Consider the following 13,331-nt stretch of genomic DNA (forward strand, 5'->3'; position numbering starts at 1 on the left):
AAATGGCAGTTATATTCATTCTGATTCTCATGGTTCTACTGAACGCGGATCAGATGGTGATGTCTCCAAACATAGGAGCGATAGAACAGGAATTCAACATCACGGATGCTCAGATAGGTCTCGTTGCTTCGTCTTTCACGGTGATAGGAGCCCTTGTGAGTCTCGTATGGGGGTACCTCGCCGACAGATACAGCAGAAAAAACCTGCTCATCTACTCCATTCTTGTCGGTGAGATTCCCTGTCTCATGAGCGCATTTTCTCATTCTTACGGTGAACTCTTTTTCTGGAGAGCACTCACCGGAATAGGTGTGGGAGCGTCCTTCCCCATCGTTTATTCGATGATAGGAGACATGTTCGACGAAGTGAAGAGAGGAAAAGTCGTGGCTCTCATATCTTCTGCGATCTCCATAGGAAGTGTTCTTGGAATGATCGTTGGAGGCTTTTTGGGACCGAAATACGGCTGGAGAGTTCCCTTCATCGTGGTTTCTGTTCCAAACATCGCCCTTGCGATTTTATCCATTTTCGTTCTGAAAGAACCAAGAAGAGGTGCTTTTGAAAAAGGAATTGGAGAGCTCGTTCAATCTGGGTATGAGTACCCGAAAGCACCAAAACTCTCTGATTACGCAAAACTCGTGAAGGTGAAAACGAATCTTCTTCTGTTCTTTCAGGGCATAGCAGGGACGATTCCCTGGGGTGCCATTCCTTATTTTCTCGTGGAATTCTTCAGAAGAGAAAGAGGTCTTTCGGTGGAGACGGCCACCCTCGTTTTCCTCGTGTTCGGTCTTGGAAATATCGTGGGGATCATCCTTGGAGGGCTGTGGGGAGCGAGCATCTACGTGAAATCCAGACCATTCCTACCGCTGTTTTGCTCGATCACAACCGCTCTTGGAACTTTCTTCACTGTTATGACCCTGGACTACATGGGAAGTCTTCTCGTGCTCATGTTACTTGGTTTCGTTGCTTCTTTCACCGCGAGCCTCACGGGCCCGAACGTGAAGTTCATGCTCTTGAACGTCAACGAACCCCAGGAGAGGGGAAGAATATTCTCCATATTCAACCTCACTGATTCGCTCGGAACGGGATTTGGAAAATTCGCGGGAGGAGTGATGTCCGTTACACTCGGATCTCTTGGGGCTGCCTTGAAGGTCTCCGCGTACTTCTGGCTTATCTGTGCGGTGCTGCTTTTCGTTCTGGTTTTTTACTTTGCAAAAGACGTGGAAAAGCTTCAGAAGACCATGATAGAACTTGCCAAGAATTCCCAGACAAGATGAATCTCTGCTTTTCTTTGACAAACAGCAGTTAAAAATGATATACTGAGTTATCTCAATCAAAGGGAGATGTTTATAAGGTGTTTAGATTCGTTATCCTTCCATTGCTTCTTGTGGCCTCCCTTTCCGTTGCTCAAATTCCCACTTACCAGGAGGTCAGAAATGATTTTGGAATGGCAAAGGATTTTGCGAGTCTTCTCGAAATACCCGCTGAGGAGTACAGCTTCTTTGTTTCAGGAGCCTCCAATTTTCTCGATGTTCTCGATGTCAGCGAAGGAATTTCTTACTTGAAAGAAGGAAATTACGACAAGGCTTTCGAAAATTTCTCAAAAGTAGGCGTCTCCCAGATTGTGAACCTGATTCCTTACGTCAACACAATGCTCACCGTTCTAAGCTTCTCCCAGCCTTTCTGGGACAAAGTGGAAAAGTACGTTTTCGATCAGAGAATAAAAGAGTATTCACAGAAATTTGTGAATTTGAAGATGAAAGAACTGGAAAAAATCCTCGAGGAAGATCCGCTCGCTTTCAAGGGAGAGGATTTCAAAAGATGGTTGGAGACAGATGATTCCATCGAAGTCAGAGATTTCCTTGAAGACATATTCGTAAACGAGGGAATGAAGCACGGACTCTACAACGTGGGAAACAAGGTTTTGAACGAACGCGACTTCGCATCCAAACCCTGGTATGAGAAACTGAAAAAGCTGTATTTGAACTTCTCCTACAAAGCGTACACAGTAGACGAAGTCAAGCACTTCTGGATCACACAGTGGAGAAGGGAACTTTTCAAACGTGGAGCGGAATACGTTCTCAAGAGAAAAAAAGAAGCACTGAACTACTTTCTCTCAGAAAGCACCGTGAACATCACTCTAAAAATCAACAGCCCTGAAGTGTTCGTTCTCACAGTTCCTGAACTCAACCTGAGTGCACAGGTACGGAAAGAACACAAGATCTCTTCTTCGCTGAAAGATATGAAATCAAGACAGATCACCATCGTTTTGAAAGATCTCAAAGGCAACACTGTTTACGCAAAGGTACTCGATGAGAAAGATCTCTTCTCAAGATACGATCCGTGGCTTTCAGACAAGAAGAGCACCTATTACGTTAAAACCGTCAACATAACTCCCACTTACAAGAGGGAAATTGTGAAAAATCTTCGCGTTCAGCTTCCTGAGGAGGTCAAATCTGCCACGGTCACAATCAAGACTCAAAAAACAGATCTTCACGTTGAGAACTCTCCTTCTTTCTCGCTGTCAGACCTGGTTTTAACCCTGGACGAAGAAATAAGGGTGGAAGCCGAGATAGTCGATTCTGCCACAAAAACACATCTGATGGTTTACGAAACGTTTGTTCCATCGTCCGGCGAAATCGTGTTGGATGAACCGAAGGTGTCCAAAATACAATTCGAAAGTGAAGAAGAGTACAGTGCGTACCTCAAAGAATTAAAGAAAGAATTCCTCGAGAATGTGGATGATCCAAACGCCGTGAAGGTATTTCGGAAAAAACTGGAGGAAGCCTTCTACGCTTTTCACGCTAACCCACTCGCTCGGTCTTCTTTTGAAGTCATCTCGTATTCGCGAAAATTCATAGGTGATGAATACAGACTCACGGACGAGGAATTTCTCTTCGAAAGTCTCGACGACGAATTCTCCTCCCTGAACCGGAAGTTTCAGGAAATCGATTCGGAATGGGGGAAAATCAGCTACAACGCTCGAAATCTCGAGCACATCTCTTCCAGAACACTCGATAAGGGAGCGGTCATACCGGCCTACTACAGGTACGTCGTACAGGCAAAAGAAGACCTCCAGAAAGAAATAGAAGAAATGAAAAGCAATCTTGAAGGAATTCTGAACAGATTCTCGGAAATTTTAGAGCAAGCAGAAGAACTCAGAAAGAATGTTGACCAAAAGATCGCACTCGATATTCTTTTCGAGACTCATCTGATCATGAAAACTTCACAATTGATAGGGAAAATTCAGGAGAAAATCGATGAAGCGATGAGCAGACTGAACGATCTGGAGAGTATGGAAATCAAAACCGAAGAATATCTCGATACCTTTTTGGCTCTGGTGAACAATACCTACAAAAAGGCGGAGATTTACAATACACTTGTCGATCAATGGAATCTTCTGATGAAACAGGGCGATGAGATAAAAAGGAGTATTGAAGAATTCAAACCCGAGTACGTTCATCATCTGACAGAGCTGATGAAATACGAAGGTATCAACCTCTTTTATCTGAGAGAAAACGAGCATCTTGGAGCGATCGGAATCGACGAGATAGCAGCCAGAACTCTCCAGGAGTTTCTGAAAGAAGAAGAGCTCGCAGAGCGATCTGAAGCGTTCAACCAAGCCGTGAGAAAGACTCGAGAACAAATACAACAGTATCACGTTTTTCACTATTACATCTCTTTGACAGACAACGACCTGAAAGTTGACAAGAACTACAGATTGGTCGGTAATTATTATCGCTATTCGATCGACTTCTTCGACAAAAATTTTCCGTACAAGAGCATAGGGATTTCACGTGAACTGGAAAACGTTCCTGAACTTTTGGAAAAGTTCTTTCGGCTCAGGGAGAAACTAGAAGGAGAAGATCCGGAAGGAGACAGATTGAGAAAAACACTCGAAAGACTCTACAGCCTGTCTTCGTTTGACACCGTAGAGGAATTCAACGCAATTATAGACGAATGGACAGATCTATACGAAGCCTACAAACAGGAAGATCCCTTCAAAACCAGCGTACTGTCTTACTCATACATAAACAAAGACGGTCGAACAGTTCAAAAAACATATCCAACCTATGACTTTCTGAGATGGCTTTCACAGAGAAACAGAAAAAATCAGGAGTACATCCTCAACAACTATCTCAGAAGAATCACTGACGATCCAACAAGGGAAGGTTACGAGATTCGAGATCCCAGTGCTATTCTCGAGAATCACCTGGTCGAAGCCACAATAAAAGCCCTCACGAACTACAAATCCGGAATAATGTCGGAAATAGATTCCCTCAAAAAAATGAGCAGGATGAAAAGAAAGAGGAAAGAGGAAGAGATACAGAAGAAAATCATGACAGATCCGTTCGCTGCCGTGGGAGCAAAAGTGCCAGAAGAAATCAAAGACTGGCTCTTGAGACGTTTGGACGTCACACACCCGGATCTCTACGAAGAGTGGAACAGAACCACCTCTGAACTTCAAGCGTATCTCGAGGAGGTGACAAAGCAGTGAAGAGGGGTATTTTGATCCTGTTTGTTCTTTTCTCGGCTGTGCTCTTCACTCAGAGCATCGACAAAGTTAGATTCGATTCCGGGAAATTTTTGGTTTTTGTGGGATCTGTGTCGAAAGAATCCGTTTCGTTCGAAGGAGTGGATCTGTGTTACATCGGGAACAACTACAACTACGTTGAAGATGCCATCATTGATGGAGAGAACATTCTCGAGATATACGCTTACAGGCGGGCAAGCGGAGATGGTTTCATCGTGAGGTACAGAAAAATCGACTCCAATGTCTGGGATTACAGAGAACCAACCTACAACAACATCTGGAACATTCCTTATGAAGATGTATCGCTCTACCATGGAGAACTGTACAGTCTCAACAACGACTTTCTGTTTCTCGGAAGTGTCGGGCTCGATGGAGAGAATTTTCTATATCTGATGAGAATCGACAAGGAAGGAAACATTCTCGATGAGAAAGAACTGGATTTCGAGAATTTTCTGATCAACGAAGCGAGCGAATCAGGAGTAGAATTTCTTGCCTACAAGAGCATCGGTTCTGGACATTCCTCTGCTTACCTCTGTCAGGTGTTCTCTTATTCAGGTTCTCTCTCTGAGAAAGGAAAACAGTTCAAGCTGGATTATCTTCCGGACTTTTTCGCAAACGGAAAGTACTACAGAGCTGAAGGATGGATGAACAGAGAGATGACCGTTTACGAGTTCGGAAAAAAGAAGAGGAAAAGAACGGTGAAGATTCCTTTCTCCATACCAAGCGGTGGCGGTGGATATCCGGTTCTCGGTCACACGGATGATTCTTTTTTCACTCTGGGCTTAGATTACTCAACGTCCCACACCGTCGTTATCGAAATCGGTTTGGATGGAAAATTGAAAAAGACCTTCGACCTCACAAAGGCCATCATGGAAAAGTACGGCCTTGAGAGCCTTGACTATTTCGAGATTGGAGAAAAGAGGATATTTCCTGTTCCCTGGAGCATAAATCTGATACATGAAAACAACAGGTTGCACATCTTTTACCTTCTTGGCTTCACCGCGTACAATTATTATCGCGGAATAATGGTCCAGAGAATCTCTGTGGAATGGTAGTTAGCTTTTCGAATTTCTTATAGTAAAATTTCAACTGTGATGCCATCACAGACAAAAACGCTGGAGGTATAACATGGATCTAAGAGTTCTTCTTTCAGGTCTTGCTTATTCCACGATATTCGGACTTTCTTTTCTTTTCACGAAGAACGCTCTCGATTATGTAACTCCCCTGACTTTTCTTTCATTGAGATTCATCGTGGCTTTTCTCTCTTACCTTCTCCTCTTGATAACTGGTGCTGTGAAGCTTGGAAAGAAACCCTACTGGAAGCTCTGGAAACTCGTCCTGTTCCAGCCTGTGCTTTACTTTCTTTTCGAAACGTACGGTCTTCAAAGAGTGAACTCCTCAGAAGCCGGTATGATAATCGCCCTGATCCCAGTTGTTGTCAACCTCCTTGCTCCTTTCATTCTCAAAGAAAAGGGAGATCTTCTTCACTACCTTCTTGTGGGAATGGGTTTTCTTGGAGTTTCATTTATAGTTGGTTTCAACATCACACCGGGAAACATCGCCGGGAAAGTCTTCATGCTCCTCGCCGTTCTCTCTGGAGCGATGTACAGTGTGTTCTCGAGAAAGTTTTCAAAGGAGTTCACGCCAACTGAAATCACCTTCTTCATGATGATGACCGGAGCAGTTTTCTTCACCCTTTTGAGTCTTTCAACGGGTGATTTCAGACCGGTGTTCAACGTTGATGTGGTAATCGGTGCCCTGTATCTCGGTGTTCTCTCTTCCACCGTCGCGTTTTTCCTCCTCAACTACGCCATAAGGAAACTGTCTCCCATCTTCACCACCCTCTTCTCCAACTTCACAACGGTGGTTTCTGTGATAGCGGGGGTTGTTTTTAGAAACGAAACGGTTGGGATTCAACAGATTGCAGGGATGGGATTGATAATATCTTCTCTGATAATCATGAGTCTCAGAAGGAGTTATAAAAGGCTATCAAGAGCGCAGAAACTTTAACGATCTAAAACTTTCAAACACCACCAGGAAGGCAAAGAAGTGGTAAAGAACGATGAATGTGCTCACAATGAACAGATGTGTTCCTGTAAGTTCCGTGCTTCCATGTGCAAGCCCACTTACGTTGGCATAGACTTGTGAAACGATCAGATTGAGAAGCGCCAGCGAAAGAGCCACTGCCAACCTTCTGAAATCTTTTTTCATCAGTGCAAGGACAACTATAACACCCAAACCTCCCACCAGTGTGAAAACGAAGAGCTCCGCCGGCATGAAAAAATCGTAGAGAAATTTTCCCCTCGTCACAAGAACCAACAACGAGAGAAAGACAGGAATCGCAAGTGGAAGTACTGTCAATGCCGAAAAGACAGTACCGATAATTTTTGCAATTTTATCTCTATACATCTCACATCACCTCGGGCTATATATTAAACCCTTTTGGTCACAGAATTCAAGAAATTTTTCATGAAATTTTTATTTTTGTTTCCAAAAATGATACAATAGGTAACGATATGGTTTATATCGCATACTTCTGTTCGAGGGGGGAAATGTATGCCGGAGAAAAGCCTCTACGAGATGGCAGTTGAACAGTTCAACCGTGCCGCATCACTCATGGATCTGGAATCAGACCTTGCAGAGGTTCTCAGAAGACCAAAACGTGTTTTGATCGTTGAATTCCCAGTGAGAATGGATGACGGCCACGTCGAAGTCTTCACAGGATACCGTGTGCAGCACAACGTTGCGAGAGGTCCAGCCAAAGGTGGTATCAGGTACCACCCCGATGTCACACTCGATGAGGTGAAAGCCCTCGCATTCTGGATGACATGGAAGACTGCTGTGATGAATCTGCCTTTCGGTGGAGGGAAGGGAGGAGTCAGGGTAGATCCAAAGAAACTCTCAAGAAACGAGCTTGAAAGACTCTCAAGAAGGTTCTTCTCAGAGATTCAGGTGATAATAGGCCCGTACAACGACATACCTGCACCAGATGTAAACACGAACGCAGATGTGATGGCGTGGTACATGGATACATACAGTATGAATGTGGGTCACACCGTTTTGGGAATTGTCACAGGAAAACCCGTGGAACTGGGAGGATCAAAGGGTCGTGAAGAAGCCACGGGTCGTGGTGTTAAGGTGTGTGCAGGGCTTGCAATGGATGTTCTGGGAATAGATCCAAAGAAAGCAACAGTTGCCGTTCAGGGATTTGGAAACGTGGGTCAGTTCGCCGCTCTTTTGATTTCTCAAGAACTCGGATCGAAAGTCGTTGCGGTGAGCGACAGCAGAGGCGGTATCTACAATCCCGAGGGGTTCGACGTGGAGGAGCTGATCAGATACAAAAAAGAACACGGAACGGTCGTTACATATCCGAAGGGTGAAAGAATAACCAACGAAGAACTTCTGGAACTGGATGTTGACATTCTCGTCCCTGCAGCTTTGGAAGGTGCTATCCACGCTGGAAACGCGGAAAGAATAAAGGCAAAAGCCGTGGTGGAAGGAGCAAACGGTCCCACAACACCTGAAGCCGACGAAATCCTGAGCAGAAGAGGAATTCTTGTGGTACCAGACATACTCGCCAACGCCGGTGGAGTTACGGTTTCTTACTTTGAATGGGTTCAGGACCTTCAGAGCTTCTTCTGGGATTTGGATCAGGTGAGAAACGCCCTTGAAAAGATGATGAAAGGAGCATTCAACGATGTTATGAAAGTAAAGGAGAAATACAACGTCGATATGAGAACAGCAGCTTACATTCTTGCGATCGATCGAGTTGCGTACGCCACGAAAAAGAGAGGTATCTATCCGTGAAAAAAGCCCCACCGGGAAGGTGGGGCTTTGTATTCATCAAACTTCAACCCATGGATACTCTTTTCTTGCTAGTTCATCCACTGCCTGAAGTAGTGCTACTCCCGCTTCTGTCAGTGCGTTTTCTGTGATGAATTTAGATATTCTGGCGAGGTTGACTGTATCATCGAAAGTTTCCGGGTCGACACCGAGTTCTCTTTCTACGACTTTCCAGCTTTCCGGGTTTATCCTGATCCTTTTCTCCCTCATCTGAAGTCCGCCGTGTGTTCTTATAGCCTGAAGAAGTCTGATCACAAGGGGTGTCACCGGTGCTTCCACATCATCGGAAACAGCAGAGAGAGCTCTCTTCATGAGCTGACCCGCTTCTGTGAGCGTGACAACGTCTGTGGGCAAAATCTCCACCAGATTCTTCGCTTCGAGACTGTCGAGTGCTATTCTTTCCTCTTCTGAAAGATTCATATCTTCGATGAAAACACCCGTTTTGTACGGAACCTTTCTGAGAACCTTCATTTCTGTGTTCGTTATGAGCGGTCTTCTCTCGGCTTCGACAGAAAGCCTCGCGTAGAGACGACCAGAAGAAGTGGGAGCAGCATCGCTGACGAGGCCTTCTTTTCTTGCCTGTTCATACCATTCCATGTTTGGAGCTGCGAATTCTTTCTTCGTCATGGTAATTGATTTCACACCGACAGCCGTGACACTCCTGAGGCTCTTTCTCTGATCTTCAAGCACTTCTTCACCATAGCTGGTCAACTCGTAAACGAGCGTCCTCCTTGCTCCGTGTTTGTGTTCTCTCGATTTCAAAAGGCCGAAACCTTCAAGGTTGTAGAGTGCAAGCTTCACGGTGAGATCCTTTCTCTTCCACTCCCAGTCCACTGCCTTCTCTATCTGCTTCGGTTCTGGGAAGACATCATCTTCCTTTTCATGCCTCTTCCAGAGCTTGACGATCACTTCCAGGAGCCTCGCTTCGTCCTCCGAGATCTGGAAAGCGGGGGTCATGAGGTAAGGACCCTTTTTGTATATCTTCCACGCAAGGTAGAGATGCTCCGCCATTGGGTGAAGCTCTCCCGTCCAGTCAATGAGGCCTCTTTCGAGAAGTGCGTTTCTTTCAAAATCACTCAACTGGTTCCCTTCGTAAGCCTTCGCGACAGTGTCCAGAATGAGTTCGTCGAGAATCAGTTCATCCGTCACAACAAGACCCTTTCTGAGTGCCGCCCTGATCTGCTGTCCGAGTCCTGTGAGAGCGTAAACATCAGACCTTGGAACAGAGAAGGCTATCATCCTCATCGCTTCAAGCTGAAGGAGTTCATCTCCTCCCACAGGAAGCGTGCTGGACTCCCCCGGACCCTCCACCATCTTTCTCAGGTACTCCGCAACTTTCAAGTTCACAACCAGTCTGGGATGTGACGCATGGTAAATCTCATCGAGAGTATAAGCGTAAGGCGTGAGATTTCCTTCCTTCGCGAATCCTCTCTCTTCAAGCGCTTTAGCGACTTCTCCTCTCACTCTCGACTGAGCCAGCTTCGAGTATCTGATCATGGAAATGACTTCGGAGCCGATCCACCTGAACGAGTCGTCCCATTCCTCAGGATTCTTCAAGACACCTTCTCTTATCATGTCCGTGAGGAGTTCTCCAAGGATGTTACCAGAAAAGGTCAGATCGTACATCTCAACACCGACGGGTTTGACCAGGCCAGCAAGTTCAAGGTGCCACAGCGTTTCTCTGTCGAAGTCCTCCCATTCCTTTACGCTGAACTCTTCTCCCTTCTCGTAGAGCTTCTTCAGCACGATCGCATGCCTTTTTGTTACAATCATTAATGCCACCTCCTTTTCTATGTGTCTTCTCGCATTAATATTTTACCACTCAGTTTCTTATGAAAAGTGAAATAGAAGGTAATCCATTCGGACTGGTACTTATTCCCACGTAGAAACTACCGGAGGAAATATCGTTCATGTTCAAAAATCCGCCAACTGTGATATAGAACTTGAGCCCTTCCATGTACACCTCTTGGAAAAGGTGATCATAGATAACGTGCTCCTCTTCTCCATTGGAAAATCTCAGTCGAGCGATTCCCAACGTGTTCCCCGTGTTTCTGAGAAGAATAAAACCATCGAAAAGCTCTGCACTGTTTTTGAAAAGCGTCTGGGCAAAAGACACGTCGTAGGAGAAATCCTCCGAGTTTAAAAGCTGAAACTTGATGTTTGCGGAGAAACTTCCGTCTTTTCCAAGCGCTGAAGTCAGGCCAGCGAAACAGAACAAACTGTTCAGATCGAAAAGGTGTGAGAGGTCGTCATTGAGAAGATTCAGGGACACCTTCAAAGAGGAAGGCATATCCAGCAGATACGTTCTGAGATCGACACCCACTCCAATGTTGTTAGCGGCTCCTGCTTCACTGTTCAGAGATGTTTGGGTCGAACTGAAGTTCATTTCAAAGGTAACGTCGAGTCGTGTGTTTGCGGAAACAGGAAAATCACCTAAAACCCCCGTCAAACCGAAACTGTAATCCCCAGAAGAGGAGTATTCACCGTACGCTGTGAAATTGTCCCTGGAAGCCACAAAGCCGGTGTATTGATTGAAATTTCCCTTCAAATCAACAGACGGCATCAAAAACAGGAAGGCGTTGTTTTCCACACTGGAGAAGGTGAAAAAGAGCGAAAAAGTACCGTCAAAATACACTGGAAACCACATCGCAGGCTGGAAAAACTTCCTCAGTCTGAAGCCGAACTCGTCTCCAGTGGAAAACTCTCTGTCTTCTATCACAAAAGGTTCACTCTTTTTCACTTCGACCACCACAGGTTCCATACTCAGACCTTTTCTGTAAACACCTGTTCCCCCTGTCTGGCCGTATGGGATGTAACTTATGTAGTAGATTTCATTTCCATGTATCACAAAATCTTCCACAAGGCTCTTCGATGAAAGTCTGTACAGTTCTTTCTTCTCAAGATCGTAGTAGCAGGAAACGGTGTGATCTCCTTCCACCTGAACGAATATTATTCCATCCTTCCAGAACTTCACGTACGGCCCTTTCATTGTTCCATTGTTCAGTTCAAGAACGACTTCTCCGTTTGTTTTCAGAACGATAATGTCGTTCTTCTCTGTGAGAAGAGCAACAAAACGACCTGATACGTCCATGTACCTTATGAACTCGTCGAGCGTGACGTGAAACTCCGGTCCTTCTATCGTTGTTTTTCCAGTCTTCGTATCGTAGAGGGCAAGGTAAACCTTTCCGTTTTCCACATCGAAAGCGCTTATGTTCCCCTTTGAAATCTGTCTTCCACCCTTCACATCCCACAGGACATTCTCGTATCGACCAGAGAATTCTTCTTTAGAGAGTACATAAATCTTCTCTCCATCGATTTTCACGTCCAGAACGTTTCTCACGGGAATCTCCTGAACTTCTTTCCCATCCAGGTCAAGGATCTTCAAAACCTGTTTTTTCATCCCCGTGTACGAAGTGGAGGGCCCGTACTCTTCCGAAAGGACAACCAGATGGTCCCCGTACAGATCGATCTTGTGAAGCCAGGTGTTTTTTGCGCTGTATACAAGATCTCCCTGAGGGTACTCGTGTTTTGTGAGAGAATAGATCCAGTCCGTGTAGATCTCTTCGCGCGTTTTTCCAAAGACCTTCTCGTATGGGTCCTTGAAACCCTCAAAGGCAAAAGTACTGAACGTTTTGGAAGTTTCCCTGAAAAACTCCTTCACTTTCTCAAGGCCGTACGTCTCCACAAGGTAGCTGTAAAACCCGGCTGTGAAGTTGTAGTACAGAAGCCCGTCTCTGTAGTCGTCATCGGGTGCTACTTTTATGTAACCAGGAGATGGAAAGTTGGGAAGTGAGTAGTAGAACAGACCATTCGAGAAAAAAGGATTGTTTAGTCTTCCAGATGAGATCGAGAAAGAGCTCTCGTTGAAAACGGTAACACCCTCCACCAGGTCGCTGAAGAGTTGGGGATAAAGAGGAATTCCCGTGAGTTTTGTTACCGTCTTTCCTATTTCGTCCTGATAGGTGAGATGGCACATGTGGGAGAATTCGTGAATGAGAACGTAAGCGTACCAGTCCTCGAGAGAAAGGCGAAAGGAAAGCCAGCTTTCAGGGGGCCACAGGTAGACCACAATCGTTTTATGAAAGAAAGGCATCGTGTAGCCATTCGAGATGGTGCCCCTGTCTTTGAGGACAATAGTTATCCGTCCCGGGTCGTTTCCAACGAGCTCTATCACCTTCGGCCTGATCGCCTCGAAGATGTTTCCAACAAGAACGGCGTTTTCAAAGTATCCTTCTGGATAAACAACATCCGCGTGCTCGAAGTGGAGAACACCGGAGAAGAGTTCTGCAACAAGTAAAAGAACGACGGCAAAAAACAACCTCTTGATCAATGTATCACCCCTTCCTTTCGTTTAACCACTTTCTCAACGTCTCGGCTTTCTCTACCCTGCCCAGTTTCAAATATGCCTGATATTCATACTCCAGGGATAAAACCGGTATTTTCATTCCATGTGTTTCTACAAACCTTTTGTATTTGTTCAAATCTACGGGATCTTCCCAGGTTCCATCTTCGAGCCGTTTTCGAATATCTCCCATAATTTCAACTTTTATTCCATCGATAATTAATTCACCGAAATGAGAACAGATTTTTTCCGTGGAAGAAAACCTGACCTTTTTGCTTACGAACTCAGAGAAAATGCGTTCGATTTCATAAGCTCCTTCTTCATCAGTTTGAATGTCGATATCGTGAACTTCAACAGGAACTCCCTGCAGCGCAAAACTGAGACTACCTGTAACTACCCAGTTCACTTTCTCATTTTTCAGTCGGTCGTATATTTTACGAAGAACGCGAAGATATTCGGGCCTTATCATCTTCTCATCTCCCCAGACAGCTTTTCATCTAAATCATACTTTTCACCATTATGTTATCACTCCAGAAAGTCAAAAAGAGAAACTTTTGTAACTTCCGCCCCCGGAAGCAACTTCCGACCCCAGAAGTGATATGATAAGAATGGAGGTGA

At 45.2% G+C, this 13,331-nt stretch carries 9 protein-coding genes; 5 read left to right on the forward strand and 4 right to left on the reverse strand.

Features of this window, described 5'->3' with window-relative positions; genetic code table 11:
- Window positions 1–2: 2 nt before the first annotated feature.
- The 4 genes from CTN_RS07785 to CTN_RS07800 all read left to right on the forward strand — a co-directional run bounded on the left by CTN_RS07785 (window position 3) and on the right by CTN_RS07800 (window position 6,538).
- Window positions 3–1,271 (forward strand): MFS transporter, encoded by a 1,269-nt coding sequence (locus CTN_RS07785; protein ID WP_038034138.1) that lies wholly within the window; start codon window positions 3–5, stop codon window positions 1,269–1,271.
- Window positions 1,272–1,348: 77 nt separating this feature from the next.
- Window positions 1,349–4,492 carry a hypothetical protein gene (locus CTN_RS09930; protein ID WP_015920023.1) on the forward strand — a complete coding sequence of 1,048 codons (3,144 nt, stop codon included), beginning with the start codon at window positions 1,349–1,351 and terminating at the stop codon, window positions 4,490–4,492.
- Window positions 4,489–5,583 (forward strand): hypothetical protein, encoded by a 1,095-nt coding sequence (locus CTN_RS07795; RefSeq protein ID WP_012311342.1) that lies wholly within the window; start codon window positions 4,489–4,491, stop codon window positions 5,581–5,583. The genes CTN_RS09930 and CTN_RS07795 overlap by 4 nt, the downstream gene beginning before the upstream one ends.
- 73 nt (window positions 5,584–5,656) lie before the next feature.
- A complete protein-coding gene (locus CTN_RS07800) occupies window positions 5,657–6,538 on the forward strand; it encodes a DMT family transporter (protein ID WP_015920024.1) in 882 nt (293 codons plus the stop codon).
- Here CTN_RS07800 and CTN_RS07805 read toward each other — a convergent pair.
- On the reverse strand, window positions 6,518–6,937 hold the full coding sequence (locus CTN_RS07805; protein ID WP_004080518.1) for a hypothetical protein: 420 nt from the start codon (window positions 6,935–6,937) through the stop codon (window positions 6,518–6,520). The genes CTN_RS07800 and CTN_RS07805 overlap by 21 nt on opposite strands.
- A 147-nt stretch (window positions 6,938–7,084) precedes the next feature.
- Here CTN_RS07805 and gdhA point away from each other — a divergent pair, with 147 nt between their 5' ends.
- Complete coding sequence (gene gdhA, locus CTN_RS07810; RefSeq protein WP_004080520.1) at window positions 7,085–8,335, forward strand: glutamate dehydrogenase; 1,251 nt, start codon at window positions 7,085–7,087, stop codon at window positions 8,333–8,335.
- A 36-nt stretch (window positions 8,336–8,371) separates the two neighbouring features.
- Here gdhA and CTN_RS07815 read toward each other — a convergent pair whose 3' ends face one another.
- Genes CTN_RS07815 through CTN_RS07825 form a run of 3 tightly spaced genes read right to left on the reverse strand, consistent with a single transcriptional unit; the run spans window position 8,372 to window position 13,182 of the window.
- Window positions 8,372–10,144, reverse strand: a complete 1,773-nt coding sequence (locus tag CTN_RS07815; protein ID WP_038067910.1) for a DUF505 domain-containing protein — start codon at window positions 10,142–10,144, stop codon at window positions 8,372–8,374.
- 49 nt (window positions 10,145–10,193) lie between these two features.
- Window positions 10,194–12,701, reverse strand: coding sequence for a hypothetical protein (locus tag CTN_RS07820; RefSeq protein WP_015920026.1), 2,508 nt, complete (start codon window positions 12,699–12,701; stop codon window positions 10,194–10,196).
- A gap of 4 nt (window positions 12,702–12,705) precedes the next feature.
- A complete protein-coding gene (locus tag CTN_RS07825; protein WP_004080525.1) occupies window positions 12,706–13,182 on the reverse strand; it encodes a nucleotidyltransferase domain-containing protein in 477 nt (158 codons plus the stop codon).
- Between the last annotated feature and the right edge of the window lie 149 nt (window positions 13,183–13,331).

It is taken from the genome of Thermotoga neapolitana DSM 4359, assembly GCF_000018945.1.
Lineage (GTDB): Bacteria > Thermotogota > Thermotogae > Thermotogales > Thermotogaceae > Thermotoga > Thermotoga neapolitana.